This window comes from Ruegeria sp. BI7, from assembly GCF_056537925.1.
Map to the genome: position 1 here is coordinate 1,061,201 of NZ_JBQFSK010000001.1, position 26,615 is coordinate 1,087,815.

27 protein-coding genes and 1 tRNA gene are annotated in these 26,615 nt (G+C 55.9%); 12 read left to right on the top strand and 16 right to left on the bottom strand.

What is annotated here, in order from left to right; genetic code table 11:
• Position 1 precedes the first annotated feature (1 nt).
• The gene (locus ACR0JB_RS05315) at positions 2–1,372 is read right to left on the bottom strand and encodes a class II 3-deoxy-7-phosphoheptulonate synthase (protein ID WP_170348725.1); all 1,371 of its coding nucleotides are present in this window, start codon (positions 1,370–1,372) and stop codon (positions 2–4) included.
• Between the two features lie 169 nt (positions 1,373–1,541).
• Between ACR0JB_RS05315 and ACR0JB_RS05320 the strand changes: the two genes are divergently transcribed.
• The gene (locus tag ACR0JB_RS05320; RefSeq protein ID WP_170348726.1) at positions 1,542–2,546 is read left to right on the top strand and encodes a GlxA family transcriptional regulator; all 1,005 of its coding nucleotides are present in this window, start codon (positions 1,542–1,544) and stop codon (positions 2,544–2,546) included.
• A 1-nt stretch (position 2,547) separates the two neighbouring features.
• On the opposite strand, the gene ACR0JB_RS05325 is transcribed toward ACR0JB_RS05320, so the two are convergent.
• Complete coding sequence (locus ACR0JB_RS05325) at positions 2,548–3,642, bottom strand: PQQ-dependent sugar dehydrogenase (RefSeq protein ID WP_170505310.1); 1,095 nt, start codon at positions 3,640–3,642, stop codon at positions 2,548–2,550.
• A gap of 166 nt (positions 3,643–3,808) precedes the next feature.
• Here ACR0JB_RS05325 and ACR0JB_RS05330 point away from each other — a divergent pair, with 166 nt between their 5' ends.
• From ACR0JB_RS05330 to ACR0JB_RS05345, 4 genes are all read left to right on the top strand, one after another.
• Positions 3,809–4,990, top strand: a complete 1,182-nt coding sequence (locus tag ACR0JB_RS05330) for an ABC transporter substrate-binding protein (protein ID WP_170358497.1) — start codon at positions 3,809–3,811, stop codon at positions 4,988–4,990.
• Between the two features lie 106 nt (positions 4,991–5,096).
• Positions 5,097–5,885, top strand: a complete 789-nt coding sequence (locus tag ACR0JB_RS05335; protein ID WP_170358499.1) for an ABC transporter ATP-binding protein — start codon at positions 5,097–5,099, stop codon at positions 5,883–5,885.
• Positions 5,882–6,724, top strand: coding sequence for an ABC transporter ATP-binding protein (locus ACR0JB_RS05340; protein ID WP_170394117.1), 843 nt, complete (start codon positions 5,882–5,884; stop codon positions 6,722–6,724). Before ACR0JB_RS05335 ends, ACR0JB_RS05340 begins: the two co-directional genes overlap by 4 nt.
• Complete coding sequence (locus ACR0JB_RS05345) at positions 6,724–7,278, top strand: hypothetical protein (RefSeq protein ID WP_170394119.1); 555 nt, start codon at positions 6,724–6,726, stop codon at positions 7,276–7,278. Before ACR0JB_RS05340 ends, ACR0JB_RS05345 begins: the two co-directional genes overlap by 1 nt.
• 182 nt (positions 7,279–7,460) lie before the next feature.
• On the opposite strand, the gene ACR0JB_RS05350 is transcribed toward ACR0JB_RS05345, so the two are convergent.
• The gene (locus tag ACR0JB_RS05350) at positions 7,461–7,814 is read right to left on the bottom strand and encodes a hypothetical protein (protein ID WP_170394121.1); all 354 of its coding nucleotides are present in this window, start codon (positions 7,812–7,814) and stop codon (positions 7,461–7,463) included.
• A gap of 422 nt (positions 7,815–8,236) precedes the next feature.
• Here ACR0JB_RS05350 and ACR0JB_RS05355 point away from each other — a divergent pair, with 422 nt between their 5' ends.
• The 4 genes from ACR0JB_RS05355 to ACR0JB_RS05370 all read left to right on the top strand — a co-directional run bounded on the left by ACR0JB_RS05355 (position 8,237) and on the right by ACR0JB_RS05370 (position 11,580).
• Entirely contained in the window at positions 8,237–8,614 is a 378-nt protein-coding gene (locus ACR0JB_RS05355; protein WP_170348733.1) for a hypothetical protein, read from the top strand.
• A 206-nt stretch (positions 8,615–8,820) separates the two neighbouring features.
• On the top strand, positions 8,821–9,831 hold the full coding sequence (locus ACR0JB_RS05360; RefSeq protein WP_170375377.1) for a branched-chain amino acid ABC transporter permease: 1,011 nt from the start codon (positions 8,821–8,823) through the stop codon (positions 9,829–9,831).
• Positions 9,828–11,141, top strand: coding sequence for a branched-chain amino acid ABC transporter permease (locus ACR0JB_RS05365; protein WP_170394122.1), 1,314 nt, complete (start codon positions 9,828–9,830; stop codon positions 11,139–11,141). The genes ACR0JB_RS05360 and ACR0JB_RS05365 overlap by 4 nt, the downstream gene beginning before the upstream one ends.
• Positions 11,142–11,328: 187 nt before the next feature.
• The gene (locus ACR0JB_RS05370) at positions 11,329–11,580 is read left to right on the top strand and encodes a hypothetical protein (protein ID WP_170348736.1); all 252 of its coding nucleotides are present in this window, start codon (positions 11,329–11,331) and stop codon (positions 11,578–11,580) included.
• A 45-nt stretch (positions 11,581–11,625) separates the two neighbouring features.
• Here the strand turns inward: ACR0JB_RS05370 and ACR0JB_RS05375 are convergent, their stop codons facing one another.
• Complete coding sequence (locus tag ACR0JB_RS05375; RefSeq protein ID WP_170394124.1) at positions 11,626–13,167, bottom strand: helicase HerA-like domain-containing protein; 1,542 nt, start codon at positions 13,165–13,167, stop codon at positions 11,626–11,628.
• 437 nt (positions 13,168–13,604) lie between these two features.
• Between ACR0JB_RS05375 and ACR0JB_RS05380 the strand changes: the two genes are divergently transcribed.
• Positions 13,605–14,201, top strand: a complete 597-nt coding sequence (locus ACR0JB_RS05380; RefSeq protein WP_170348738.1) for an invasion associated locus B family protein — start codon at positions 13,605–13,607, stop codon at positions 14,199–14,201.
• A gap of 67 nt (positions 14,202–14,268) precedes the next feature.
• Here the strand turns inward: ACR0JB_RS05380 and ACR0JB_RS05385 are convergent, their stop codons facing one another.
• From ACR0JB_RS05385 to ACR0JB_RS05400, 4 genes are read right to left on the bottom strand one after another with little or no spacing between them, the layout of a single operon-like run.
• Positions 14,269–15,477: a beta-ketoacyl-[acyl-carrier-protein] synthase family protein gene (locus ACR0JB_RS05385; RefSeq protein ID WP_170375382.1), complete on the bottom strand. Its 1,209-nt coding sequence runs from the start codon at positions 15,475–15,477 to the stop codon at positions 14,269–14,271.
• A gap of 9 nt (positions 15,478–15,486) precedes the next feature.
• Complete coding sequence (locus ACR0JB_RS05390; RefSeq protein WP_170348740.1) at positions 15,487–15,744, bottom strand: acyl carrier protein; 258 nt, start codon at positions 15,742–15,744, stop codon at positions 15,487–15,489.
• 32 nt (positions 15,745–15,776) lie between these two features.
• Positions 15,777–16,868 (bottom strand): UDP-3-O-(3-hydroxymyristoyl)glucosamine N-acyltransferase, encoded by a 1,092-nt coding sequence (lpxD, locus tag ACR0JB_RS05395; protein WP_170394126.1) that lies wholly within the window; start codon positions 16,866–16,868, stop codon positions 15,777–15,779.
• Between the two features lie 35 nt (positions 16,869–16,903).
• Positions 16,904–18,508, bottom strand: a complete 1,605-nt coding sequence (locus tag ACR0JB_RS05400; protein ID WP_170394128.1) for a L,D-transpeptidase family protein — start codon at positions 18,506–18,508, stop codon at positions 16,904–16,906.
• 3 nt (positions 18,509–18,511) lie between these two features.
• Between ACR0JB_RS05400 and ACR0JB_RS05405 the strand changes: the two genes are divergently transcribed.
• Together ACR0JB_RS05405 and mepK are read left to right on the top strand one after the other, a co-directional pair.
• Positions 18,512–18,730 (top strand): hypothetical protein, encoded by a 219-nt coding sequence (locus ACR0JB_RS05405; protein ID WP_170394130.1) that lies wholly within the window; start codon positions 18,512–18,514, stop codon positions 18,728–18,730.
• A 132-nt stretch (positions 18,731–18,862) separates the two neighbouring features.
• Positions 18,863–19,432 carry a peptidoglycan L,D-endopeptidase MepK gene (gene mepK, locus ACR0JB_RS05410; RefSeq protein WP_170348744.1) on the top strand — a complete coding sequence of 190 codons (570 nt, stop codon included), beginning with the start codon at positions 18,863–18,865 and terminating at the stop codon, positions 19,430–19,432.
• 227 nt (positions 19,433–19,659) lie between these two features.
• Here mepK and ACR0JB_RS05415 read toward each other — a convergent pair.
• The 8 genes from ACR0JB_RS05415 to sufB all read right to left on the bottom strand — a co-directional run bounded on the left by ACR0JB_RS05415 (position 19,660) and on the right by sufB (position 26,598).
• A tRNA-Arg gene (locus ACR0JB_RS05415) sits at positions 19,660–19,736 on the bottom strand.
• Between the two features lie 66 nt (positions 19,737–19,802).
• Positions 19,803–21,023, bottom strand: coding sequence for a cysteine desulfurase (locus tag ACR0JB_RS05420; RefSeq protein ID WP_170358520.1), 1,221 nt, complete (start codon positions 21,021–21,023; stop codon positions 19,803–19,805).
• A gap of 13 nt (positions 21,024–21,036) precedes the next feature.
• Entirely contained in the window at positions 21,037–21,603 is a 567-nt protein-coding gene (locus ACR0JB_RS05425; protein WP_170358522.1) for a YIP1 family protein, read from the bottom strand.
• Positions 21,600–22,085 carry a YIP1 family protein gene (locus ACR0JB_RS05430; protein WP_170394132.1) on the bottom strand — a complete coding sequence of 162 codons (486 nt, stop codon included), beginning with the start codon at positions 22,083–22,085 and terminating at the stop codon, positions 21,600–21,602. Before ACR0JB_RS05430 ends, ACR0JB_RS05425 begins: the two co-directional genes overlap by 4 nt.
• Positions 22,085–23,368, bottom strand: a complete 1,284-nt coding sequence (gene sufD / locus ACR0JB_RS05435; RefSeq protein WP_170348748.1) for a Fe-S cluster assembly protein SufD — start codon at positions 23,366–23,368, stop codon at positions 22,085–22,087. Before sufD ends, ACR0JB_RS05430 begins: the two co-directional genes overlap by 1 nt.
• The gene (gene sufC / locus ACR0JB_RS05440) at positions 23,368–24,123 is read right to left on the bottom strand and encodes a Fe-S cluster assembly ATPase SufC (RefSeq protein ID WP_170348749.1); all 756 of its coding nucleotides are present in this window, start codon (positions 24,121–24,123) and stop codon (positions 23,368–23,370) included. Before sufC ends, sufD begins: the two co-directional genes overlap by 1 nt.
• A gap of 39 nt (positions 24,124–24,162) precedes the next feature.
• Positions 24,163–25,038 carry an FkbM family methyltransferase gene (locus ACR0JB_RS05445; RefSeq protein ID WP_170394136.1) on the bottom strand — a complete coding sequence of 292 codons (876 nt, stop codon included), beginning with the start codon at positions 25,036–25,038 and terminating at the stop codon, positions 24,163–24,165.
• A 39-nt stretch (positions 25,039–25,077) separates the two neighbouring features.
• Positions 25,078–26,598, bottom strand: coding sequence for a Fe-S cluster assembly protein SufB (gene sufB / locus ACR0JB_RS05450; protein WP_170348751.1), 1,521 nt, complete (start codon positions 26,596–26,598; stop codon positions 25,078–25,080).
• Between the last annotated feature and the right edge of the window lie 17 nt (positions 26,599–26,615).

Consider the following 26,615-nt stretch of genomic DNA (forward strand, 5'->3'; position numbering starts at 1 on the left):
CTTAGCTGGCTTCACGTTTGTTGCGATCGCGGCGCAGGTTGGTCAGTTCTTCGGCAACCAAAAAGGCCAGTTCCAGCGATTGCGTCGCGTTCAGTCGCGGGTCGCACGCAGTGTGGTAACGATCCGAGAGGTCCTCCTCGGTCACGGCACGCACCCCACCGGTGCATTCGGTCACGTCCAAACCGGTCATTTCAAAATGCACGCCCCCAGGGATGGTGCCTTCGGCCTGATGCACACCAAAGAAGTCGCGCACCTCGCGCAGGACTGAATCAAACGGACGGGTTTTGTAGCCCGTCGCCGATTTGATCGTGTTGCCGTGCATCGGGTCGCAGACCCATGTGACCTTGGCGCCCTCTTCCTTGACGGCCTTGACCAGACGCGGCAGATGCTCACCCGCCTTGCCCGCACCAAAGCGCGCGATCAGGGTCAAGCGACCTTCCTCGTTTTCCGGGTTCAACTTGGACATCAGAACCTTGAGGTCTTCTGCCGTGGTCGAGGGACCACATTTCAGACCAATCGGGTTCAGGACGCCGCGGCAGAATTCTACATGCGCCCCGTCCGGCTGACGGGTGCGGTCACCGATCCAGATCATATGGCCCGAACCGGCCAGCCAGTTGCCAGAGGTGGAATCAAGACGGGTCAGCGCCTCTTCGTATTCCAGCAGCAGGCTTTCATGGCTGGTGTAGAACTCAACGGTCGAGAACTCATGCGTGGTGTCCGCCGTGATCCCCGCCGCGCCCATGAAGTCGATAGTGTCCTGAATACGGTCGGCGATTTCCGAGTATTTCTGTACGTCCTGTACATCGGTGAAGCCCAAAGTCCAGGAATGCACCATGCTCATATCGGCAAAACCACCGGTCGAGAAAGCGCGCAAAAGGTTCAGGGTCGCAGCCGCCTGAGTGTAGGCCTGCAGCATCTTGCCCGGATTCGGAATCCGTGCTTCGGGTGTGAAGGCCAGTTCGTTGATGATGTCACCACGGTAGCTGGGCAGCTCAACGCCATCCACCACCTCGGTCGGGGCGCTGCGCGGTTTGGCGAATTGGCCGGCCATGCGGCCCACTTTGACCACCGGTACCTTGGCACCATAGGTCAGAACCATTGCCATCTGCAGCATCACCTTGAACGTATCACGGATCGCATCCGCGCTGAATTGTTCAAAGCTTTCCGCACAATCCCCGCCCTGCAACAGGAAGGCCTCTCCGCGACCGGCGGCGCCAAGATGTTGCTTCAGACGCCGCGCTTCGCCCGCAAAGACCAGCGGGGGATACTGTGAAAGCTGAGCCTCGACTTTGGCCAGCGCGGCCGCGTCGGTATAGTCTGGCATTTGAACCCGGGGCTTGTTGCGCCAGTTCGTTTTTTGCCATTCAGTCATAGCTTTGATCTCCGCTGAAGTATTCAGGTTGCTTCTATACAAAATGCATTGAAGACTGACCATATACGATTTGGCCCTCTTGACGCAGCAAACAAGCTTTGATCAAGGTGGCTGCCAAATCTGACGTCGGACAAAAAGTCGCCGGGCGCCGAATCAAGGACACCTCGCCATGCAAGAGCAACGCCAAGTTGTCACGGTGGAAGACACTGCGGCCAACTCCCGCAATTTCGTATTTGTCCTTTTGGACAAATTTTCTCTGCTGTCGTTTGCTTCGGCACTAGACAGCCTGCGCATAGCCAACCGTATGGCGGACAAAACGCTGTATACGTGGACATTGATGGGTGAAGGTGGCGAAACAGTCAGCTGTTCGGCCGGAACTACCTTTGCGCTGGATTCAGACCTGGTTGAGCTGCAGCGCGACGATGTTGTCATGATCTGCGGTGGGGTCGACGTTCAGGCGGCGACCACCAAGAAGGTGTTGAACTGGGTGCGCCGCGAGGCAAGGCGCGGCTTGCGCATCGGTGGCCTATGCACAGCGGCCTATACTTTGGCCAAGGCCGGACTGTTGGATGGCAAACGCGCAACCATTCACTGGGAAAACTCCGACAGCTTTGTCGAAGAATTCGACGAGGTTGAACTGACCAAGTCCGTCTTTATCGTCGACGGCAACCGGATGACGACGGCAGGCGGCACATCTTCCATCGACCTGCTGCTTAAAATCATTGCTGATGACTTCGGCGAGGATTTGGCGAATGCCGTTGCGGATCAGATGATCTATTCCTCGATCCGCACCGACCAAGACACCCAGCGTCTATCGACACCAACTCGGATCGGCGTGCGCCACCCGAAACTGAGCCAGGTCATCCTGATGATGGAAAAGAACATCGAGGAACCGATCTCACCCTCGATTCTGGCCAAGGATGTCGGCATGTCGACGCGGCAGTTGGAACGTCTGTTCCGCCGCTACCTCAGCCGTTCGCCCAAACGGTATTACATGGAGCTGCGCCTGCACAAAGCGCGCAACTTGTTGATGCAAACCGATATGAGTGTGATCAATGTGGCGCTGGCCTGCGGGTTTGCCTCGCCAAGCCATTTCTCGAAATGCTACCGGGCACATTACAATACCACGCCATATCGCGAGCGTGGAGCGCAGGGCGACCGGTTGTCGGTGTAAGTTACTCAGGGGTCATACGATAGACGGCCCCTTCACCCACGGAAATGAACCAGATTGACCCGTCAGGGGCCTCGACTATGTCGCGCACCCGATTCGTTTCAGGGCCCTTGATCTGTTCAACCTCGCGCAGCGGCGATCCCGCCAGCCGCGAGATATAGTCGAACTTGAGCGAACCAACGAAGATATCCCCTTTCCAGTCCGACCAAAGCTTGCCGGAATAAACCATCAGACCCGAAGGGGCGATGGAAGGGTCCCAATAATGCTCTGGTTGTTCCATACCCGGCTTCGCGGTGCCTTCTCCTATTTTGTCGCCGGAATAATGCACGCCAAAGGAGATGACTGGCCAACCGTAGTTTAATCCCGGCTGAACCAGATTGACCTCATCCCCACCTTTTGCCCCGTGTTCCGATATCCAAAGGCGGCCCCTTGCGTCCAAACCGGCCCCTTGCGGATTGCGATGACCATAGGACCAGATCTCAGGCCGCACGCCGCTTTCCTGAACAAAGGGATTGTCACCGGGAACCGATCCGTCACGGTTCACGCGGATCACAGTGCCATTATGGTTGGACCTGTCTTGCGCCTTGGGGCGTTCCCCCCTGTCACCGATCGTGACAAACAAAGTTCCATCCTTAGCTTCCACCACGCGGGAACCGTAGTGACGCCCAGATGAGCCACCCGGGACAGCCTCGAAGATCACACGCAGGTTGGTCAGCCGATCACCGCGTTCAGACAATCGGGCCACCGCAAGGGCAGTTCCAGCACCGCCGCGCTGTGGTTTGGAAAAGGTCAGGAAAATCTCGCGTGTTTGGCTAAAATCACGGGCGACCGTCACGTCCAACAATCCGCCCTGCCCTTTGGCCAAAACGTCGGGCACACCCTTGACGGATTTGGCTTTCCCATCCGCAACATAAAGCAGTTTGCCATCACGTTCGGTGACCAAAACCCCCTGGTTCGGCAAAATACCAATTGCCCATGGGGCGTCCAATCCTTCGACCATCGGCGTCACTCGCACAGGGCCAGAAGAAGTTTGCAGTACGTCGGCACTGAGCAGCCCCGCCTTAAAGACAAGAAACAGAATCGTGAAAACTCTCAACATTCAGCTCTCCACCTGCAGCATGCCAGCCGCCAGAAACGGGACAAACCCAACAAAACAATCAGAACTTCAGGTGGCAACCACACAATTGCGTGAGGACTTTTCTTTTCCGAACAGCTTGCCTAGGGTCGTGCCCAGAACGAACACGTTCCAATTTGGGAGTAACCACATGAAAAAGCTGCTTACTGCAACCGCAGCAACCGCACTGTTGGCCGGCACCGCCATGGCCGAAGACGTTAAACTGGGCATTATGTTCGGTTTCACCGGCCCGATTGAATCGCTTTCGCCAGCAATGGCGTCCGGCGCTGAGCTGGCGATGAAAGAGGTTTCGGAATCCGGCAAACTGCTGGACGGGTCCACCGTAACGCCCGTACGTGCTGATACGGGCTGCGCTGACAATGCTCTGGCCACCGCTAATGCGGAACGTCTGGTTGCCGAAGGCATCAACGGCCTTGTTGGCGGAGACTGTTCGGGCGTAACCGGTGCCATTCTGCAAAACGTCGCCGTGCCGAACGGTATGGTCATGATCTCACCTTCGGCCACCTCTCCGGGCCTGTCAGTAATGGAAGATAACGGCCTGTTCTTCCGCACATCCCCGTCGGATGCGCGCGAAGGTGAAATCATGGCCGACATCCTGAAAGAGCGCGGGGTCAACTCGATCGCGCTGACCTATACCAACAACGACTACGGCAAGGGCCTGTCCGAGGCGATCAAATCCTCGTTCGAGGCGCTGGGCGGTGAAGTGACCATCGTCGCCGCGCATGAAGACGGCAAAGCCGACTATTCGGCCGAAGTCGGCGCGCTGGCATCGGCAGGTGGCGACATTCTGGTCGTTGCGGGCTATCTGGATCAGGGCGGTCTGGGCATCATCCAGTCCTCGCTGGACAGCGGCGCATTTGACACCTTTGGTCTGCCGGGTGGCATGATCGGTGACTCGCTGCCTGAAAACGTCGGTCCGGATCTGAACGGCTCGTATGGTCAGGCCCCGGGATCGAAAAGCGAAGCTGCGGATTCGTTCTTTGCCATGGCCGAAGCCGAGGGTTTTGACGGCTCGTCCATCTTCGTGCCCGAGTCCTATGATGCAGCGGCGCTGTTCCTGCTGGCCATGCAGGCGGCGGGTTCCAGCAACCCGGCGGACTATGGCGGCAAGATCATGGATGTTGCCAACGAACCGGGTGAAAAGATTTATCCGGGTGAACTGGCCAAGGGTCTGGAGCTGCTCGCAGCGGGCCAAGAGATCGACTATGTCGGCGCCTCGGGTGTTGAGCTGATCGGCCCCGGTGAAAGCGCCGGTGCATACCGAGAAATCGAAGTCATCGATGGTGAGATGAAGACGGTTAACTACCGTTAAATCCTCATCTGACAGAGCAAAACCGAACAGCCCGGGCCTTGTGTCCGGGCTGTTTCAGTGACAAAAGGCTGCACCTCTGTTTTCGGGGAAAAGGCAAGGGAAAACCATGATCGTCGTTGAGGACGTGCATAAGCATTTTAGCGGGTTCCACGCGGTGGACGGTGCTTCGCTGGAAATCCAAAAGGGCTCGATCACTGGCCTGATCGGACCGAACGGTGCGGGCAAGACAACCCTGTTCAACGTGATCGCGGGTGTGTTGCCGCCGACCAGCGGCAAGGTTTTTATGGATGGCGAAGATATCACTGGCCTGCCTCCGCATGAGCTGTTTCACAAAGGGCTGCTGCGCACGTTCCAGATCGCGCATGAGTTTTCTTCAATGAGCTGCCGCGAGAACCTGATGATGGTGCCCGGCGCGCAATCGGGTGAATCACTGTGGAACACCTGGTTTGGCCGCAAACGCATCGCCGACGAGGAACGCGCCCTGCGCGCCAAGGCGGACGAGGTGTTGGAGTTCCTGACCATCGAACACTTGGCCGACCACAAGGCAGGTCAGGTTTCGGGCGGGCAAAAGAAACTGTTGGAGCTTGGCCGCACCATGATGGTCGACGCCAAGATCGTGTTTCTGGACGAGGTCGGCGCAGGCGTCAACCGCACCTTGCTGATGACCATCGGCGACACCATCCTGCGCCTCAACAAAGAACGCGGCTATACATTTGTCGTCATCGAGCATGACATGGATTTCATCGGCAAAATCTGCGACCCAGTCATCTGCATGGCCGAGGGCAAGGTTCTGGCAGAGGGCACTTTGGATGAGATCAAGGCCAACGAACACGTGATCGAGGCTTATCTGGGCACCGGCTTGAAGAACAAAGACAAGCTGGAGGCCCAGACATGACCGCGGGCGCAAGCGACAACCCTTATCAGGACGATCACGGCAACAAGGACGCAACAATTGCCAATACCAAGGGCATTGGCACAATGACCCCCGCGCATCCAACCAGCGGAGAAACCCACAAGGTCAGTGGCGGCCCCTTCCTGATCGGAGATACCATGACCGGTGGCTACGGCAAGGGTCCCGACATCCTTCACGACTGCACTATTGCCGTCGACAAGGGCGAAATTGCAGTGATTGTCGGCCCCAACGGCGCGGGTAAGTCCACCGCGATGAAGGCCGTGTTCGGAATGCTGGACGTGCGCGCCGGCGCAGTACGGCTGGACGGAGAGGACATCACCAAGCTCTCACCCCAAGACCGCGTGATCAAAGGCATGGGGTTTGTGCCGCAAACCCAGAACATCTTCACGTCTATGACGGTCGAGGAGAACCTAGAAATGGGTGCCTTCATCCGCCGCGACGATATCAGTCAGACGATGGAACAGGTCTACGACCTCTTCCCTATCCTCCGCGACAAACGCAACCAAGCGGCCGGAGAGCTTTCGGGCGGTCAACGCCAGCAGGTCGCCGTCGGCCGGGCGCTGATGACCCAGCCCAAAGTGCTGATGTTGGACGAACCCACCGCCGGTGTCTCACCCATCGTGATGGATGAACTGTTCGACCGGATCATCGAGGTCTCACGCACCGGGCTACCGATCCTGATGGTCGAACAGAACGCCCGTCAGGCGCTGGAGATCGCGGATAAAGGGTATGTGTTGGTTCAGGGGCGGAATGCGTATAGCGGCACGGGTAAGGAACTGCTGGCTGATCCCGAAGTTCGGAAGAGTTTCTTGGGGGGGTGATGAAAAAATACGCCGCTACTTCATTATTTCTTGCAATTTCATCATCTGCTGTATTGGCGTATTCGGGGCCGCAAAGCCATTTTGTAGAATTCGATTGCACCATAATTCAAAAGTGCGACCACCAGTTTCTTTGTAAGAAAACTGATGAATCTACTCAAATAGCTTACACGGCATTGGTTCACGACTTGTCAGTTTCCAAGTCGATAACTCCGATTGATTACCCGTTTGACACTTGGCAGGAAGTAACAGCTTGGGTGGATTTCATAAATCCTCGTGCTGGTAAGCTCCCATTGCCTGTTTGGTATCTGGACGATGCTGGTTTTGATCCAGAGATAACCTTCCGTCTGGAAGATTGGCTCAATGGGCAACAAGATTCCCCTTACAACGTAAAAGGTTATGCGCTTGTTATGACTGGTGACTTAGAAGAAATTAGCTATAGTAGAGCCAATTTAGACAAGGATGATGATTTACCCTGGGAAATAACCGTATATAGAAAATTTTGGGGTGAACCTGGCAAATACCACACTCAGAAATTACTTTGCGATTCAGACTAATAACGAAATTAAGCTTCCTAGCTGCACTTGTTGCGCTCTCCAGCTGTAACCATATGCAGGGTGAAAAACCAAATCTTGAAGCACGGAATTCGTGTTGCCAAAATAGCTTTAAGTTTTCGAGGTGAGAAAACGGGACCTTCTCTCGTCAGCCCTGTCTTCACCACCCATACACCTGATTTCAATCACCCAATCGGATCACCACAAGACCCGAAGTCCTGCGCAGCATGCGGGCCTTTGATCGACATGTCATAATTCAAGTCCTCGAAATCCACGACAAAGGTCACGACATCCTTGTCCATGATGTGCAGGAAGGTCAGCGAGTTCAGACCCGCAATGATCGTCGCCTCTCCGCGGATGTCATCAGTGACGATAAATCCCTTATCCGTGGCTCCGGACCTCGCCAATGTCACCGCGCCGCCAGTATTGTCCGACACGCAATTAACAACGAAATCCGCCCCGTCCAGAGGGTCGCTTGTTGCGGCTAGCGCCATTGCTGGCAAAGCCGCGCTCAATATCACTACTGCACAGATTTTCATGATGTACCTCCCATTAGTCAGCGCCCTCGGGCACAGGGCAAGATCATCATTTAGCTAAATAACTTCAACAGGCTGCACGACAGCCCTCACTTTCAGTTGATCCCAGGTGAAAGGCTGTGTTCGCGTGTCAACGCCTCTTTGAAAAGGTTAAAACGCGCGCTTTCAGGCAACCAATCGTGGCGAGAAAATGGCGTTTGCAGCTTTGCGCCATTGGTCGGATAAACAACCTCCAATAAAACGGTTTGTTCCCGGCTGGTTACTTCTTTCACGCGCGGAATGGAAAAATCAGCCCGTTCAGAATTCCGCCCTGTCTCGGCTCAATTTCCGCCACGATCCGCGCCTAATCACGAACGCGCGAACAGCGGGAATCCTGATTGGATTCTCAAATATTTCGGGCAATTGCCCCCTTCAGGAGACATATTATGAAATATCTGGCTGCGCTTGCCGCCATCGTTCTGCCTGCGACCGCGCAGGCCGTGTCGCAAGCCCCCGCGCAAGGTGAATTTGTTTACGAGTGCCAGATTACCGAAACCTGCAACCCCGGTGGGTGCAATCCAATTGAACCAGCCCACCAGGTCGTGCTGAAACAGATCGAGGGGCAATCCAAAGGTTTGCTGCTGGCCGAGGGTCAAGAGCATGAAGTCCTTGTGATCCCCGGCCTCGGCGCGCAGGAATTTCTACAAATTCTAAGCAACGGAAGTGTGGGATACACGGTTGCATCAGAGACCGGCCACCTTGAAGTTCGCGCCTCTGGCGGGCAACAGCGCAACGAACGCGGGGTCTGTACACTCAAAAATTGACCACATTTACTATCCCAAGAACAGCAAAGCTGAACCAGCGACGCGTCTGACGGACATGATCCTGTCAGGCGCGCATTGAATGCCCGAAAGGAACGCTGCCCATATGCAGTTTTTCTTCGGAATTCGACCGTCCATAACCGTTGAAATATTGTGTCTTTGCGCGCGGGTATGCCATAAGGCCGCACCCGGCGGAATGAGAAGGTGAGATGGACATACTGAACGCGCTTGTCGCGCTTGCGAATTTTGTGTTGGTGCCTGCAATTGCTTATGGCAGCCAGCTGGCACTGGGGGCGCTGGGGGTCACGCTGATCTACGGTATCCTGCGGTTTTCCAACTTTGCCCATGGCGACACGATGGCCTTTGGCGCGATGATCGCCGTTCTGGTCACCTGGGGGCTGCAGGCCGCTGGGGTCAGTTTTGGTCCGCTGCCGACCGCCCTTTTGGCTCTGCCCTTTGCCATATTGGGCTGTATCGTTCTGGTGCTGATCACCGACCGATTGGTCTATCGATTTTATCGCGAGCAAAAGGCCAAGCCGGTCATTCTGGTTATCGTGTCGATGGGCGTGATGTTCATCATGAACGGTCTGGTGCGGTTCATCATCGGCCCGGACGATCAGAGGTTTTCGGACGGTCAGCGGTTTGTGATCTCCGCACGTGAATTCAAGGCCATGACCGGGCTGAATGAGGGGCTGGCGATCAAGACATCTCAGGGCATTACCGTCATCGTTGCAGTTGTTGCCGTTGTGCTGTTGTTCTGGTTCCTCAACAAAACCCGCACTGGCAAATCGATGCGTGCGTATTCGGACAACGAAGATCTCGCCCTGCTGTCCGGTATCAACCCCGAGCGGGTGGTGATGATTACATGGATCATCGTGGCGGCGCTCGCGACCACGGCCGGGGTCCTGTACGGGCTGGACAAGAGTTTTAAACCTTTCGTTTATTTCCAGCTGCTTCTGCCGATATTCGCCTCGGCCATCGTCGGCGGTCTGGGCAGCCCTGTGGGGGCCATCGCGGGTGGATTCATCATCGCCTTTTCCGAGGTCACGATCACTTACGCCTGGAAAAAGGTGCTGACCTATCTTGCCCCGGAAAGCCTGGAGCCGTCGGGATTGGTGCAATTCCTGTCCACCGATTACAAATTCGCCGTAAGTTTTGTCATTTTGCTGATCGTGCTTCTGTTCAAACCAACGGGTCTGTTTAAGGGGAAAGCGGTATGACCGAGCCTGTCAAAAATACGCTGCTTTTCGCTGTTGTCGGTGGCCTGATCCTGCTGACCGGGTTCACGCAAAGCTGGAACGCCGCGATATTGATCCTGAACATGGGACTGATCTCGGCCATCATGGCGCTTGGGGTGAACCTGCAATGGGGGTTCGCCGGTTTGTTCAACGTCGGGGTCATGGGCTTTGTTGCGTTGGGTGGGCTTGCCGTTGTGCTTGTCTCGACCCCGACAACACCTGGCGCCTGGTCTGCCGGAGGTTTCGGTATTGTACTGGCCCTGCTGCTGGGCGCCGCAACCGTTGTGGCCACAGTTCTGGTGGCGCAGAAGATGCCCAAAGGGCGGGTTCGGACTATGTCGATCATTGCCATTCTCATCATCGGCTTCTTTGTTTACCGCGCTGTCCTCGACCCCAATACCGCAGCGGTCGAAGCCATTGAACCGGCTGTTGCGGGCAACCTCGGCGGCCTGAATCTGCCTGTCCTGCTGGCCTGGCCCGCGGGTGGACTGCTGGCGGCTGGTGCAGCGTGGCTGATTGGTAAAACTGCTCTGGGCCTGCGCTCGGACTATCTGGCGATTGCAACGCTGGGGATTGCCGAGATCATTATCGCAATACTGAAAAACGAGGACTGGTTGGCCCGGGGCGTCAAAAACGTCTATGGCATCCCGCGCCCTGCTCCGGTCGTTGGATATGAGGTCGATCTCCAGAATAACCCTGGCTTTATCGCTCGCGCCGAATGGTTGGGGCTGGATACAGTCACGGCTTCGACGCTGGCAGTTAAGCTGGGCTATTCGTTTCTGTTCCTGATCGTTCTGCTGGTCCTGCTCTGGATGGCGCAAAAGGCGCTGAACAGCCCGTGGGGCCGCATGATGCGCGCCATTCGTGACAACGAGGTCGCGGCCGAGGCGATGGGCAAGGACGTGACCCGTCGCCATTTGCAGATCTTTGTGCTGGGCTCGGCCATCTGCGGAATTGCAGGTGCTATGATGACAACGCTGGACGGCCAGTTGACCCCCAGCGCGTATCAGCCATTGCGGTTTACATTCTTGGTCTGGGTAATGGTGATCGTCGGTGGATCAGGTAACAATTTTGGCGCGGTACTGGGCGCGTTCGTGATCTGGTTCCTGTGGGTTCAGGTCGAACCTATCGGGCTGTGGCTGATGAACCTGATCACCGCTGGATTGCCTGATGGCAGCGCGCTTAAGGCACATCTGATCGAAAGCGCCGCGCATATGCGCCTGCTGACCATGGGGTTGATCCTGCTGATTGTTCTCAGATTCAGTCCAAGGGGCTTGATCCCCGAGAAATAGATCACTTTCAGGGGAATATTCGGAACCGCGCCTCAAAATCGGCGCGGTTTCTTGATTCATGAACCGAACCTTAATAGACCGAATTATCGTTGGGCAGTTTCCGGACCTGCGCCAGATCGCCTTCACGGTTAATTAGTCAGTTGACGCTGATACTACAGGTCACCTCTCGAGAGTAAGAAGACGACACATGAAAACTTCGTTTATCCCAAAAATCCTAATGCTGACAGTTGTTGCCAGCCTGGCCGCATGTATCCCGTCACCCGAAGATCTGGAAACCGATCCAGTTCAGGTCCAGACCTCAAAGGGTGTGGTGACGTGCCAGTTGTACCGCCCGGATCGCGTCATCTGGGATCGTGCCATCGACTACCCCGCGACAAAGATGTCTGTGGCCGAGGCTGACGGTTACTGCCGGCAGGAAGGTCAGCGTCGTCTGAAGTAACCTAAATAGCGCCGCGCAACGAAACCGCTGTGCGGCGCCTTGGGCTTACCTAGCGCGGAACAACCCGCCCAAAATTCCACGAACAATGCGGCGCCCGGTTGTTCCTTTTAGCTCTTTGATGACGGCCTCGCTCATTGCTGTAGCAAAGGTATCTTTCTGCCGCTTAACGCGAGAGGAAGATCGCCCGACCCTGCCACCGGAATAGCGCCTGGCCGTGGCGAACTCGCGTTCAGCAACAGATTGTGTCTCTTCTTGTTCTTCTGCTTTTGCAGCAGCCTGCGCGGCCTGATCGGCGCGTGCCTGCAGAATTTCAAAGGCCGATTTCCGATCCTTCAATGTCCCATACTTGACCTGCATCGGTGACGCCGTCATGACCGCCTGACGCTCGGACGCGGTGATTGGCCCAAGTTGTGTTCCCGGTGGACGGATCAGCGTCCGTTCAACAATACCTGGCACGCCCTTCTTCTGCAGCATCGACGTGACCGCTTCACCCACGCCAACCTCTCGGATTGCGGTTTCGGTGTCGAAGGCCGGGTTTTCACGATAGGTTTCGGCCGCCAAACGCAGGTTCTTGCGATCCCGCGCGGTAAAGGCCCGCAGTGCGTGCTGCACCCGATTGCCGAGTTGCCCCAGAATATCTTCGGGAATATCCGCCGGGTTTTGCGAGATGAAGTAGACGCCGACACCCTTGGAACGGATCAGCCGTGCGACCTGCTCTACCTTGTCGACCAAAACCTTGGGCGCATCTTCGAACAACAAATGGGCCTCATCAAAAAAGAACACCAACTTGGGTTTGTCGGGGTCGCCAACCTCGGGCAATTCCTCGAACAGCTCACTCAACAGCCACAACAGGAACGTCGCATAGAGACGCGGCGACCCCATTAGCTTATCCGAGGCCAGGATGTTCACCATCCCCTGCCCGTTCGCATCAGTACGCATCAGATCGGCCAATTCCAGCGCGGGTTCTCCGAACAAATTGGTCCCGCCCTGATTTTCCAACACCAACAACCGCCGCTGGATCGCCCCAATCGAAGCGGTCGAGACATTGCCATAGCGAAGGGATAACTGTGTGCGGTTCTCACCGATCCAGACCAGCAGGGCTTGCAGATCCTTGAGATCTAGCAGCGGCATCCCTTCTTCATCCGCCACTCGGAAAGCAATGTTCAAAATACCTTCCTGCGCCTCGCTCAGGTCCATGAGCCTAGACAACAGCAATGGCCCCATTTCTGTAACGGTCGTTCGAACAGGATGGCCTTGTTCGCCGAACAGATCCCAGAATGTTACTGGGCATGCGGCATAGATATAATCCTGAAAGCCGATGCGCGCCGCGCGATCCTGAAACGCCTGGTGCAACTTGTGACTTTCACTGCCCGCCATTGCCAACCCGGACAAGTCGCCTTTGACATCGGATAGAAACACCGGGACGCCCGCAGCCGAGAACCCCTCGGCCAGGATTTGCAACGTCACCGTTTTGCCTGTGCCCGTCGCCCCTGCGATCAACCCGTGCCGGTTGGCATATTTGAGGGTCAGGTTTTGAGGCTGGCTGTAATCTTCACCCGCGCCGCCCAGAAAAATGTTTTTGTCCATGTAGGTAAGGCCTTAATTCCACCGATCTGGACCCAGCATACAAAGTTAACCTTTGACTGCGATAGTCATTTTGCTGCCCTCGCTGTCAGAGGTCGGGGGCGGCAAACTTCCTCCCTGTCGACTGACCGCGCCTTCGGGCGCGGTTTTTTTAAAGCAATGCTGGTTCTTCCATTAAAATTTCAGGTTTTCAGTTGACGCATGCGACCGCCTTTCGTAACGTCTGCGCATAACTAAGTCGGCCAGTCCGACGGGGAGAAAATTTTATGAAAGGGAGCCGCTCCACCGGTTCCCTTTCTTTTTTGTTTCATCCAGGTTTCAAGCACTGGAAAGCGGCAAAAAGCTGACTACGGTCACCCATTTGTGCAGCTTAATGCCTGACACCATGATCCAAGGATGATAGACGGGTCAAAAAGCTCAATCACATTGCCGAGGCATTCATGATCAAGAACACTCTATCTCTCAGCCTTGTGGCCGCTGCGCTTTGGTGTGGTGCCGCTTATGCACAAGAAGCAACGCAGGATGCCGAGGCTCCGCAAACCCAAACCGGTGCTGACCTGGATCTTGGGGAATCCGGCCCGCGTATTGGCGAGCAGTACCTTAAGGAAGAGACCGGCGACTGGGCAGTCATGTGCATCAATACAGGAACTGACAGCGAACCTTGTGTAATGCGACAGATTCTGACCGGTCAGCAAGACCAGCCCATTGCGGAAATTACGATTGAAAAGCTGCCCGAAGAAGCTCCGGCCGTAGCTGCTGCGATCATCGTTGTGCCCCTCGAAGTGCTTTTGCAAGCTCAGATATCCTTGTCGATCGACGGAGCGCCGGGCAAACGATACAACTATCACCACTGCAACCCCATTGGGTGCCTTGCGCAAGTGGGCTTTACCCAGCAAGACGTCGAAGCTTTGAAGAGTGGGACCAAAGGTACCTTGTCGATGGTTTCTGTTCTGGCACCTTCGCAGGCGCTGCAATTGGAAATATCACTAGCAGGGTTCACTGCCGGGTTTGACCAGTTGGAAGTCATCAAAAATTAATGACTAGTAAAACAGAAAACGCCGCCCAGTCCTTCGGGCGGCGTTTTGTCGTTTTGCTTCCGAAGTTTCAGACCCGTTTCAGAGCCAAAACCGCGTTCAACCCGCCAAAGGCAAACGCATTGCTAAGCGCAACATCCACCTTCGCGTCCCGCGCCTCATTTGGCACCACGTCCAATGCACATTCGGGATCTGGATCTTCATAACCGATGGTTGGGGCGATAACCCCGTCGCGCAACGCCATGATACATGCCAGCAACTCGACCGCGCCAGTACCCCCAATCAAGTGCCCGTGCATGGATTTCGTGGACGATATCATCAGGTCGTCTGCGTGCGGCCCGAACACACCGGCCACCGCCGCGCATTCGGTCTTGTCGTTCGCCGCTGTGCCCGTCCCATGCGCATTGATGTACCCGACCTGGTCCGCATTCAGGCGCGCATCGGTCAGCGCACCTGACATGGCACGCGCCGCGCCCTGCTTACTGGGCATCACGATGTCAGACGCATCCGAGGACATGGCAAAGCCGACAACCTCACACAGGATATCTGCCCCTCGTGCGCGCGCATGTTCGTATTCTTCAAAGACAAAAGCCCCGGCCCCTTCGCCCTGCACCATTCCATTTCGGTTGGCGCTGAACGGGCGGCAAGCGTCCTTGGACATCACGCGCAGGCCTTCCCAGGCTTTGACGCCGCCGAAACACAACATGGATTCTGATCCACCCGTGATCATTGCAGGTGCTGCGCCGCTGCGAACCATCTGAAACGCCAATGCCATCGCGTGATTGGATGAGGCGCAAGCGGTTGAAACCGTAAAACTTGGCCCCTTCAGGTTATGTTCCATAGACACATGGCTGGCCGCCGCGTTGTTCATCAGTTTGGGCACCACAAATGGATGCACACGGTTTTTACCGTCCTCGTAGACGGAACGGTAATTATCGTCCCAAGTGGACACGCCGCCACCGGCGGTGCCAAGAACCACACCGGACCGAGCAGCAAGATCTCCGTGAAACTCGATCCCGGATTGGTCAATCGCCTCTTTCGCGGCGGTCAGCGTGAATTGCGTAAAGCGATCGTAAAGGCTCATCTGCTGGCGATTAAACCGCCCTTCGGCCTCGAACCCGCGCACTTGGCCGCCGATTTTGATGGAAAGCCGCTCAACATCGCGGAATTCAAGTTGCGAGATACCACAACGCCCTTCGCGCATAGCTTCAAGCGTATCAGGGACAGAGTGACCCAGCGAATTAATCGTCCCGGCCCCGGAAATAACAACGCGTTTCATAACTTCAGGTCAGACCTTTTCCGACACAAGCTTTTCGATCCCGGCAATGATCGCTGCCACATTTGAGATATCGAAATCGCTGGCTTGTGGTTCATTCGCGTTGAACGGGACCGAGATATCGAACTCTTCTTCGATGGCGAAAATGCTCTCGACCAGACCCAGGCTGTCGATACCCAGATCTTCAAGTGTACTTTCGGGCGTGACGTCCGAAGGCTCCAGCACGGCCTGCTCAGCAATGATTGCGATGACGCGGTCGGTGATGCTCATGTCGGTCCTCTGATTTTCCCGTTGCGGATGATTTAATCACTCGGGGGCTGTTTGAAAACAGCCTTTTTCAACGCCTCGACGTCACGCGCCATGCGGGGCAAACGACGTTGTGCTTTGTAGATGTCGGTATGGGTTTCCATTTTGATGGCCGGATATCCCATTAGTACCCGACCTGCAGGAACGTTGGACAGGATTTTAGTGCCGCCCGCCGCTATCACGCCGTCACCGATAAAGATGTTGTCGACCACGCCGGTCTGGCCACCCAGTACCACGTTATTGCCAATCTCGACCGAGCCGGACACGCCAGCCTGACCACAAATTAGACAATCCTGCCCAACCCGTGTGTTGTGCCCCACATGCACAAGATTGTCCAACTTGGACCCGTTTCCGATGCAGGTATTCCGGATCGTTCCGTTGTCGACGGTACAATTGGCGCCGACTTCAACGTCATCCCCGATCTCAACTGCACCCAGCGAATGAATGCGAAGCCAGCTTTGCGCCCGCGCATCACCTTTGTCGCCCATTGTTTTGCGGACATTCTCAACATCCGAAACCTCGGGGGTAACAAAGCTGAACCCGTCGCTCCCTATCCGTGCGCCGGGTTGGGCAATGAAACGATCACCGATCTGCGCCCTGGACCCGATGCTAACCATCTCACGTAACATGGCGTTTTCGCCCAGAACCGTATCCATGCCAATCACGCAATGCGGTCCTATAACTGCGCCTTTGCCAATACGAGCCCGCGCTCCGATAACGGCCAAGGGACCAATGGCCGCATCTTCTGCGATCTCTGCTGTTGGGTCGATGACGGCTGAGGGGTGAATGCCCGGCGCAACGCCCTGCCCGCGGTCCAGCATTGCGGTGACCCCGGCCATCGCCATGCGCGGACGGGGCACGAAAATAGCCGCCTCCAACCCTAGCGCTTGCCAATCCGCACCTTCCCACAACACGGCTGTCCGTGCCGAGCTGCCGCTCAGCGCCTCGGCATATTTCGGAGACATCGCCATCGCCAGATCGGTCGCCGCTGCATCACCCGGCTCAGCCGCGCGTTCAACGATCAGGCCAGTATCGCCCTGGCAGTCTGCCCCAAGAGCGTCGGCGATTTGCTGGATGGTATAGTGCATATCGGGCTTCCCGGTTTAAGGATCTGCCCCGCTGATTACCCCTGAACGTCCGGCAGGGCCACCCCTGCTTTCTGCAAGGCCTCCCAGATTTTCCGATCACGCTCATAGACATCCCGGCGATACTGAACCTCCCCCTTGGGGCCGACATAAGCCGTGCGGTAGATCAGGTGAACCGGAACATGCTGTTCCAATTGCACCGTGGTTTCCTTACCCGTGGCCAGAACACGCTGAAAAAACGCCTTTGGGTTTTCTTCCTGCTTGGCCAACAACGCATAGGCGAAATCAAACGGATCTGCTAGGCGGATACACCCGTGCGAGAACGCCCGCACCTCACGCGCGAACAGACTTTTCTGAGGCGTATCATGCAGATAGATGTTGTACTTGTTGGGGAACATGAACTTCACCAGCCCCAGCGCATTGCTTTTGCTGGGCGGTTGGCGCATCGCAAACGGAAAGTTCCGCGCGTTGAACTGGGTGAAATCCACCGCGCCGCGATTGACCTGCCGACCGCTGCGGTCGGTGATCTGGATATGGCCAACGGCGTTGGGATTTGATTGCAGTTGGGGCAGGTATTCCTTGGTGATGATCGAGCGCGGCACATACCAACTGGGGTTGATGACCATATGCTCCATCTCGTCCGAGAACTCGGGGCTGCGTCGGTCATGTGTGTTCTTGCCGATCACCGTGCGCGTTTCGAACGTGACCAAACCGTCATCGACAATCTTGGCCGAGAAATCAGCCTGATTTACCAAAATGTGCCGCTCACCCCGTTCGCGCGGCAACCAGCGCTCGCGCTCCAATGCGACATAGACAGCCTTTAGACGGTCTGCGGCGCTGCGGTTCAGCTCAGAAATCGTGCCCTGACCGGCCACACCGTCCGGCGCAAGACCATGATCTGTCTGGAATGCTTGCACGGCACCCAACAAAGCCGCATCGAAATCCGGATTGGCCGTCGGACGCAGATATCCCATGGAAACCAAACGGTTCCGCAGCTTTATTACATTGGGCCCAGTGTCACCATACTCCAACTTGGCAACAGGAACCGTCGCGCCCCAACCGCCTTGATGGATGAGGTCCTGCAGCACCAACTTCTGCTTCATCAACGCCCGGTACTGGGTTGTTTGCGGGGCCAATTGATCGAAATACGAGCCATTTTCCCCTGCGATCAACCCCTGCAAGTGCTCCTTTGTCGAAGCCCTTTGAACCTTGCGCACTAACCCATCATCAATCTGGGATGGGCGCAGCGCGCCCGACTGAAGATTGCGCGCGTATTCAGCGAAAGCGCGGGTCAGACTGATCTCAACAGCGCCCAGATCGCGCGTCGTACGGGCCTCTTGCATCTGTTCCACAAGGGACTGGGCGCTCTCCGAACCCTGCGGCAATCCATGCATATCAGTCGATGACAAGGCCTGGATCAGCCGTGCGCGGCGCGCCGAATGTAGCGGCGTTTCGCCAACCCAGACCGGGGCAAAACCATTCTCGCGGTAAAACTCGGCGATTCCTGACCCCGAGGGCGCAAATTCGGCAACAGCCATCTGAAACGCCGTCGCTGGCCGGGTGTCTGCATTCACTACGGAAGCCGAAGCCAGAAAACATGCGGTGAATATAATACCAGAACGGGTCCGAATACCTGAGAACATTGGATGGCCTTGATTATTCATTATTTTACGCAGCAGAAATGTGCGCGGATCAAATATGGTTACGCCTTGGGCGCGTTGTCTATTCACAAACGTATCAACCTGGTGCATCTTTCGGTGCGTGATGCGTCTTTGCATCGCCCGGCGGAAACGCGCCGCCAAATGTCTCAATATTATACATATTCGCATCACCTGCGCAAAAAACTGCCGAAAATTCCCCCTTGAATTGATGAATCCGAAAGACTTCTTGGCGGACAAATCCGACTGTGTCATAAATCCCGCATCTGGGATGGGAAAAAATTAATATCGCGCGCGTAACATCGTGTGCAGGCAGGAACAGTACGGGACGAAACTGAAATGACGATGAGCAGTACATCGGGCTTGACCCGGCGTGCCCTTCTGGGCGCATTTGCAGCTACGGCAGTTGTGGCCGCACCGACCTATTCCAATGCAGCAGGTTTCCTTCGAGGCGGCGGCGATATCCGCCGTATTCGTATGTATTCCGGTCGCACCGGCGAACGGATTGATATGATTTATTGGGTCGATGGAAAATACATCAAGGACGCTGTCAAAGAAGTGAATCACTTCATGCGTGACTGGCGGACCGATCAGAGCAAAGACATGGATCTGCGCACGATCGACATCATGGCTGCATCGCATAACCTTCTGGATGTAAATGAACCCTATATGCTGCTGTCCGGCTATCGTTCTCCGCAAACCAACGCGATGCTTCGGTCTCGTTCTCGTCGGGTTGCCAAGAACTCGTTGCATATGAAAGGCCAAGCGGCTGACCTGCGCCTGTCGTCGCGTTCAGTGTCGCAAATGGCCAAGGCTGCAATGTCCTGCCGCGCTGGTGGAGTGGGCAAGTACTCCCGCTCGAATTTCGTCCATATGGACTGCGGTGAGGTCCGTAGCTGGGGCGGTTAACACTTCCAAAATCTTAAAAAACAACGAGTGCCTCTGGGCGCTCTTTGTTTTTAAGTAACCTAGAATTATTCCTTATGAAAAGAACAACTCAACCTTGATGAACTGCGATCCATCGACCAGATATTGTCGCTTACCGGACTGTATCAGAACCAGTCATCATAGCGTCAAATTAAAGGACGCACTCTCCAATATAAGACACTCAGAATAACTGCTAATGCGAGGTGGTATGGCGCACCTGAGAGGATTCGAACCTCTGGCCTCTGCCTTCGGAGGGCAGCGCTCTATCCAGCTGAGCTACAGGTGCCTTGGCCGTTAGCTATCCTTGTTCCGATCCGGGTGCAACTGAAAATCCACCCGGATCGACCAGCTTTTAGGCAAACAAATCATGCGCCAGTTCAAGGGCATCAACCAGCGTGTCGACCTCATCTTTGGTGTTGTACAGTCCAAAGCTGGCGCGGCAGGTGGCGGTCACGCCGAAGAAATCCATCAGTGGACCAGCGCAATGATGACCGGCCCGCACGGCAACCCCTTTTTTGTCGAGGATCGTCGACACGTCATGCGCATGCCCTGCCCCATCCAGCGTAAAGCTGAAAATAGCGGCCTTATCGGGACGTGTGCCTTGTACCTGCAGCCAGTTCAAACCGGTCAACCGCTGCATCGCATAGTCGCGAAGCGCGCCTTCGTGGGCGGCGATGTTCTCCATCCCAAGGTCCATCATATAGTCAAGCGCCACGCCCAAACCAATCGTTTGCACGATACCGGGTGTTCCGGCCTCAAACTTCATTGGGGGGTCGTTGTAGATCACCTGATCTTTGCTGACCTCTTTGATCATGTCGCCGCCACCGATGAAGGGGCGCATCTCGGCCATGCGTTCGGATTTGATATAGATCGCGCCCGAACCGGACGGGCCATACAGCTTGTGCCCGGTGATTGCATAAAAGTCGCAGCCGATATCCGACACATTGACCGGCATATGCACGGCACCCTGGCTGCCGTCGACCAGCACCGGAACGCCTTTGGCATGCGCACCTTCGGTAATGGCCTTAACATCCACCACCGTTCCCAGCACGTTCGAGCATTGCGTGACCGCGACCAGTTTGGTCTTAGGACCGATTGCATCGATCACGGCCTGCGGGTCCAGCCCGCCATCCGCATCGATATCGACCCACTTCAGGACAACCCCCTGCCGTTCGCGCAGGAAATGCCAGGGAACGATGTTGGCGTGATGCTCCATGACGCTAAGGACAATCTCATCCCCGGCCTGAAGGCGCGGCATCGCCCAGCCATAGGCCACAAGGTTGATCCCCTCGGTCGTGCCCGAGTTCAGGACGATCTCATTCTCATCCGCCGCCCCAAGGAAACGGGCGATGGTGCCGCGGACGGACTCGTACTTTTCGGTCGCGAGGTTGGACAGGTAATGCAGGCCACGATGCACATTCGCGTATTCCTCGGCATAGGCGCGGGTCACCGCGTCGATCACCACCTGAGGTTTCTGCGCAGAGGCACCATTGTCCAGATAAGTCAGCGGTTTGCCGTTTACCTCACGCGACAGAATCGGAAAGTCCGCGCGGATTTTTTCTACGTCATACATGGTCTTCATATCCCTATACCGGGCCGCTTGGTGTTAAAGCGAGGACAAAGGGGGCTGCGATCAACGCAGACAACACTATGACCCCAAAGGATTTCCAAAGCGTTCCGAACTTATGCGCTTCATTGAGGAAATGCAGCGTGACGTAAAGGCTCACCAGCGCTGTGGCAAACAAAAACAGCACCATCAAAACCGGAACGAAAATTGCCAGCACAAGCGTTACGAACATCGCCGCGCTTTGCAGGAACTGCAACCAGACCGTCAGCGTCATGATCTCGTCGAATGACGCGCGCCCGCCCAGCAAACGCCCGACGAACAGGAACGCCGCAATGCTGAACATCATTAGGGCGGCCGAGCGGATAAGGCTCATGAAAATCGGTTCGGGTGCAGGAACATTCAGGCCTTCCGGCGAAGGAACCAGATGTTCGATCCCAAACTGCACCAGCCCATTCAAAACGACGGCCAGACAGAAGGCCAGCCACAGAACTTCGCGCCCGACGCGAAAGGATAATAGGTGCCGGGCCGCTTCAGCCGGGTTGACCAGCGTCAGGACCGCAATGTTACCTAGGGTCGAGAAATTCATTCCACCTGCCTTTGTGTTTGTCTCAGGCCCGCCAGCCAGAACCAGATAAACACGCCAAACCAGGCTGCCCCTACCAGGGTTAACGCAGGTCCTGGCCCGATGAGACCCGCCACCAGACCGTTCAACAACACCAATGGTGTCGACGACAGTAAAGCCCAAAACAAAGCCAGACGAGCACCGTAAGCCGTGCCGCGACCGCCAACCAAACGAGCGGCCCCGTATGATACGAACGCCAGAAGGTAAAACAGCAACGGCAGTATGAAAACAGTGCCTAGCAAAGCCGCGGCCATCAGCGCGTTCAGCTCAAGCCCTTCCAAATGCGCCCGCCGCGCGAGGCCGGGAAGCTGTGCGATGAAAGCCACCACGCAAAACCCCATGACAAAGACCAAGGCCCTGTCTTCCCGCTGCCCCAAATCCAGAAGCCGACGCACGACGCGCCCCGGCCCCCGGTACGTGGCCACGATATCCGATGTGACTGGCATCAGCTGCGGCGCGCCAGCCAATCTTCCAAACGGTTCACGATCTTTTCAGCAACTTCGCTGTCTTCGATCTCGTCCACCGCTTCGGCCAGAAAGGCCAGTGTCAACATGTTGGTTGCGTCTTTGACCGGAACGCCGCGTGATCGCAGGTAGAACAGAGCCGTCTCGTCAATCGCGCCCGAGGTCGAGCCGTGTGAACAGGCCACATCATCGGCATAGATCTCAAGCTCGGGCTTGGCGAGGAACTGGCTGTCGTCGTCCAACAGAAGCGACTGGCTGATCTGATAGCCATCTGTCTTCTGCGCGCCTTCTTTCACGAGGATCTTACCCTGGAAGACGCCGGTCGCACCGTTGCGCAGAACCTTCTTGAACACCTGGCGGCTTTCGCAGTTCACCGCGTCATGGGTGATAAACACTGTGTCGTCATGGTGAAAATCACCGTCTCCGACACATGCACCTGCCACATGGGCAACCGCATCATCTCCGGTCAGTTCCACGACCTGCTCATTGCGGGTCAGAACGCCGTTTGCGGTCAGGGTAAATGACTTATAGGTCGATTCCGTTCCCAGACGGGCGAACATATGAGTCATTGCCCGACGTTCATGATCGCGACCTTGCGCGCGCACATGATGCAGCGTCCCATTGTCGGCGATGTCAATCTCCATCACCTTGTTAAAGCGCGACGCGGCCGGACCAACCTCAAGCACGGTGACTTCGGCATCTGGTTCGACGCGGATCACGTGATGCAGCATCGCGTCCGATGTTTCCGAGGCGTGACGATACATCAGGCAGATCGGCTTGGACGGTTTGCCTGTCACATGGATGGCAACACCATCTTTGGCAAAGGCTGTGTTCAGCGCAGCTAGCGGACGTGGCACCGGGGTCTGGCCACGGCTCTCTAACGCGCCATACAGCTCTTTGGCCCAGTGAATATCCTTGCCGCAGATATCCTCGATCCGGTCGATCATCACACCCTCAAGTGTCAGATCATCGGATTCCTCGGGGCTGAATACTCCGTCGACGAAGACAATTTTCAGATTGTCCATGTCTTCGAAAATCATGGGCTCGCCCGCGTCGAAAACCTCGGCGCGCGGTGCTTGAGCCGAGATCAGCGTATCAGGACGTGTGTACTTCCAGTACTCATCGCGACGGCCAGGCAGGCCCATCTCTTGCACACGCGCAAGCGCATCCTCGCGTGCGGCACGGGTGCATCCGCACATCTCGGGCATGGCCAGGGATGCCAGCCGCTCCTCGGTTGCGGTCAGTTTCTCTTGTGGCAAAGCCATCAGTTCACCTCGGCCAGAATGTCGGCATAGCCGTTATGTTCAACTTCCAACGCCAGCTCGGGTCCGCCGGTCTTCACGATACGACCGTCAGCCATGATGTGTACGACGTCCGGTTTGATGTGATCCAGCAACCGCTGATAGTGGGTGATGACCAAAAAGCTGCGACCTTCGTTGCGCAGCGCGTTCACGCCTTCGGACACCAGCTTCATCGCATCCACGTCGAGACCCGAGTCGGTTTCGTCCATGATGCACATCTTGGGTTCCAGCATAGCCATCTGCAGGATCTCGTTGCGCTTTTTCTCACCGCCCGAGAAACCAACATTGACCGGACGCTTGAGCATATCGGCGTCGATTTTCAGCGTCTTGGCCTTGGCGCGCACTTCTTTCAGGAAGTCTGCCGCTGACAGCTCCTCTTCTCCGCGCGCTTTCCGCTGAGCGTTTACCGCCGTGCGCAGGAAAGTCATGTTGCCAACGCCGGGAATTTCGACCGGATACTGGAACGCAAGAAAGACGCCAGCGGCAGCACGCTCTTCTGGCTCCATGTCCAGCAGGTCTTCGCCTTCCAAAGTCGCCGTACCTTCGGTGACTTCATAGCCGTCACGTCCTGACAGCACATAGCTGAGCGTCGATTTGCCCGAGCCGTTCGGTCCCATGATCGCGTGTACCTTGCCAGGCTCGACCGTCAGGTCCACACCCTTGAGGATTTGCTTATCTTCGTCTTCAAGCTGTACGTGCAGGTTCTTGATTTCCAGCATGTTTTCTCTTTCTGCCCCGATCAGGGAGCGCGTATCGTTTCAGGTTGTTTTGTGCAATTGGTCAACATAACTATTCGCGGATTCCTCAGAAATTTCTCCACGTTTCAATAGTTCTGTCAGTGAAAGAGCCGCGACATCGAAGCTTTCGAATACCGAGTCGGCCAGAATGGCGAGATGCTTTAGTTTTTCGCTTTCCACTTTATCCAAGTTCAACAAGTTTCGCAGAAACACTGCGTCCCCATCGGTCAACTGGTTGGCGTGAAACCTTGGGCGCAGGCGTTTGGACAACTTGCTTCCATGCAGCGCTCTCGGTTTGAAGAAGAGAAACTTGTGAAGAGAGTATCCGTATCTTTCCAAAACAGACATCTGAGCATTCAACAGTGGTTGGTCCTGGTAGATGGGAATCGCAGCCACTTCAGAAATAACCGCGCATGCCTCGCTCAGCTTTTTGCCACCTTCTTCAAAAATCTGGGTCTCGGCACCTTGAACGTCGATTTTGAGCAAATCAAACTCGGGCAAGCCTTCAATATCGTCCAGACGATGTCCGACAACATCCAACTTTTCCTTAAGCGTGAGTTGTTTGTCCCACTTCCCTAGAGTTGCCAACCAATCCGGGTTTGGCTCGTAAAAAGACGTAAAACCACTGCTCCTGTACACGTTGAGCGTTTGTTCACCTCCGCACCCCACAGCATACGGTAGATAGTGTTCCTGCGATCCTGCTGACTCAACCAATTGGGCATATGCCTCTGGTTGAGGTTCAAAACCCCACACTTCACACAGCTTCGCATCTCTGAGTTTGTAGTACGGTGATTCATCCAGTGGATTGGCTCCGATATCCACAACGCGCGTCAATCTTTCCGGACCGAGAAGATCGATCAGGTGGTGCAACCTGTTGATGTCAAAAAATTTTGGCATTTCACAGTAGTCCCAGAGGAAGCCTTTTCCAGAATGCTTCTACCCAACCGAGCCTTCCAGCGAGATTGCAACAAGCTGCTGCGCTTCCATGGCAAATTCCATCGGCAATGCCTGCAGCACGTCCTTGCAGAACCCGTTGACGACCAAGGCCACGGCTTCTTCCTCGTCCATACCGCGCTGGCGGCAGTAGAACAGCTGATCGTCGTCCACTTTGGATGTCGTCGCTTCGTGTTCCACACGGCTCGAGTTGTTCTTGACCTCGATATACGGAACCGTATGTGCGCCGCATTTGTCACCGATCAGCAGGCTGTCACACTGCGTATAGTTCCGGCTGTCCTTCGCCTTGGGGTGCATCGAAACCAGCCCGCGATAGGTGTTCTGCGCCTTGCCCGCGCTGATGCCCTTGGACACGATGCGCGACTTTGTGTTCTTACCTAAGTGAATCATCTTGGTGCCGGTGTCGGCCTGCTGATAATTGTTGGCAATCGCGATCGAATAGAACTCACCTTGGCTTTCATTGCCACGCAGGATGCAGGACGGGTATTTCCAGGTCACGGCCGAGCCGGTTTCGACCTGCGTCCACATCACCTTGGACCGGTCGCCCCGGCAATCCGCCCGCTTGGTCACAAAGTTATAGATACCGCCCTTGCCGTTTTCATCACCGGGGAACCAGTTCTGAACGGTCGAGTATTTAACTTCAGCATCTTCTTCGACGATGATCTCAACCACAGCGGCATGCAACTGCGCGGTATCACGTTGCGGCGCGGTGCAGCCTTCCAGATAGGACACATATGATCCCTTATCGGCGATGATCAGCGTGCGTTCGAACTGACCAGTGTTTTCGGCGTTGATGCGGAAATAGGTGCTCAGCTCCATCGGGCAGCGAACACCCGGTGGGATGTAAACGAACGATCCGTCCGAGAATACGGCCGAGTTCAGCGTGGCATAGAAGTTGTCGGATACCGGAACCACAGTGCCCAAGTATTTCTTAACCAGTTCAGGGTGTTCCTTGATCGCCTCAGAGATCGAGCAGAAGATCACACCAGCCTTGGCAAGCTCATCCTTGAAGGTTGTACCAACAGAGACCGAGTCAAATACCGCGTCCACAGCGACCTTACGGCCTTCGGCGGGCGCATTCTCGGCGCCTTCGACGCCGGCCAAAATCATCTGTTCTTTCAGCGGAATGCCCAGCTTTTCATAGGTGGCCAGCAGTTTGGGGTCGACCTCGTCCAGCGATTTTGGCTTTTCTTCCATCGACTTGGGACGGGCATAGTAATACTGGTCCTGAAAGTCGATCGGCGGGTAATGTACCATCGCCCAGGTCGGCTCTTCCATCTTGGTCCAGCGTTCAAAGGCCGACAGACGCCATTCGGTCATCCATTCAGGCTCTTCGTTTTTGTCAGAGATCAGTCGAACGATATCCGGGTTCACACCTTTGGGCGCGTACTCCATTTCGATATCGGTATCCCAGCCGTATTTATAAGTGCCAGCCTCGCGCACCGCGTCCACGGTTTCCTGATCGACACCTTCTTTTACCTGGGTCTGGTCCAAAGCGGCCATTTCCTTCACTCCGTCAA

Excerpts from the sequence above, each read along its gene's own strand:
- ACR0JB_RS05365 (WP_170394122.1), top strand. The coding sequence starts at position 9,828 with ATGACCGAGCCTGTCAAAAATACGCTGCTTTTCGCTGTTGTCGGTGGC.
- sufB (WP_170348751.1), bottom strand. The coding sequence starts at position 26,598 with ATGGCCGCTTTGGACCAGACCCAGGTAAAAGAAGGTGTCGATCAGGAA.
- ACR0JB_RS05385 (WP_170375382.1), bottom strand. The coding sequence starts at position 15,477 with ATGAAACGCGTTGTTATTTCCGGGGCCGGGACGATTAATTCGCTGGGT.
- ACR0JB_RS05335 (WP_170358499.1), top strand. The coding sequence starts at position 5,097 with ATGATCGTCGTTGAGGACGTGCATAAGCATTTTAGCGGGTTCCACGCG.
- ACR0JB_RS05390 (WP_170348740.1), bottom strand. The coding sequence starts at position 15,744 with ATGAGCATCACCGACCGCGTCATCGCAATCATTGCTGAGCAGGCCGTG.
- mepK (WP_170348744.1), top strand. The coding sequence starts at position 18,863 with ATGACGATGAGCAGTACATCGGGCTTGACCCGGCGTGCCCTTCTGGGC.
- ACR0JB_RS05380 (WP_170348738.1), top strand. The coding sequence starts at position 13,605 with ATGATCAAGAACACTCTATCTCTCAGCCTTGTGGCCGCTGCGCTTTGG.
- ACR0JB_RS05320 (WP_170348726.1), top strand. The coding sequence starts at position 1,542 with ATGCAAGAGCAACGCCAAGTTGTCACGGTGGAAGACACTGCGGCCAAC.
- ACR0JB_RS05355 (WP_170348733.1), top strand. The coding sequence starts at position 8,237 with ATGAAATATCTGGCTGCGCTTGCCGCCATCGTTCTGCCTGCGACCGCG.
- sufD (WP_170348748.1), bottom strand. The coding sequence starts at position 23,368 with ATGGCTTTGCCACAAGAGAAACTGACCGCAACCGAGGAGCGGCTGGCA.
- lpxD (WP_170394126.1), bottom strand. The coding sequence starts at position 16,868 with ATGCACTATACCATCCAGCAAATCGCCGACGCTCTTGGGGCAGACTGC.
- ACR0JB_RS05375 (WP_170394124.1), bottom strand. The coding sequence starts at position 13,167 with ATGGACAAAAACATTTTTCTGGGCGGCGCGGGTGAAGATTACAGCCAG.
- ACR0JB_RS05330 (WP_170358497.1), top strand. The coding sequence starts at position 3,809 with ATGAAAAAGCTGCTTACTGCAACCGCAGCAACCGCACTGTTGGCCGGC.
- ACR0JB_RS05425 (WP_170358522.1), bottom strand. The coding sequence starts at position 21,603 with ATGAATTTCTCGACCCTAGGTAACATTGCGGTCCTGACGCTGGTCAAC.
- ACR0JB_RS05325 (WP_170505310.1), bottom strand. The coding sequence starts at position 3,642 with ATGTTGAGAGTTTTCACGATTCTGTTTCTTGTCTTTAAGGCGGGGCTG.
- ACR0JB_RS05430 (WP_170394132.1), bottom strand. The coding sequence starts at position 22,085 with ATGCCAGTCACATCGGATATCGTGGCCACGTACCGGGGGCCGGGGCGC.
- ACR0JB_RS05315 (WP_170348725.1), bottom strand. The coding sequence starts at position 1,372 with ATGACTGAATGGCAAAAAACGAACTGGCGCAACAAGCCCCGGGTTCAA.
- ACR0JB_RS05360 (WP_170375377.1), top strand. The coding sequence starts at position 8,821 with ATGGACATACTGAACGCGCTTGTCGCGCTTGCGAATTTTGTGTTGGTG.
- ACR0JB_RS05340 (WP_170394117.1), top strand. The coding sequence starts at position 5,882 with ATGACCGCGGGCGCAAGCGACAACCCTTATCAGGACGATCACGGCAAC.
- ACR0JB_RS05370 (WP_170348736.1), top strand. The coding sequence starts at position 11,329 with ATGAAAACTTCGTTTATCCCAAAAATCCTAATGCTGACAGTTGTTGCC.
- ACR0JB_RS05345 (WP_170394119.1), top strand. The coding sequence starts at position 6,724 with ATGAAAAAATACGCCGCTACTTCATTATTTCTTGCAATTTCATCATCT.
- ACR0JB_RS05445 (WP_170394136.1), bottom strand. The coding sequence starts at position 25,038 with ATGCCAAAATTTTTTGACATCAACAGGTTGCACCACCTGATCGATCTT.
- ACR0JB_RS05350 (WP_170394121.1), bottom strand. The coding sequence starts at position 7,814 with ATGAAAATCTGTGCAGTAGTGATATTGAGCGCGGCTTTGCCAGCAATG.
- ACR0JB_RS05400 (WP_170394128.1), bottom strand. The coding sequence starts at position 18,508 with ATGTTCTCAGGTATTCGGACCCGTTCTGGTATTATATTCACCGCATGT.
- ACR0JB_RS05420 (WP_170358520.1), bottom strand. The coding sequence starts at position 21,023 with ATGTATGACGTAGAAAAAATCCGCGCGGACTTTCCGATTCTGTCGCGT.
- sufC (WP_170348749.1), bottom strand. The coding sequence starts at position 24,123 with ATGCTGGAAATCAAGAACCTGCACGTACAGCTTGAAGACGAAGATAAG.
- ACR0JB_RS05405 (WP_170394130.1), top strand. The coding sequence starts at position 18,512 with ATGGCCTTGATTATTCATTATTTTACGCAGCAGAAATGTGCGCGGATC.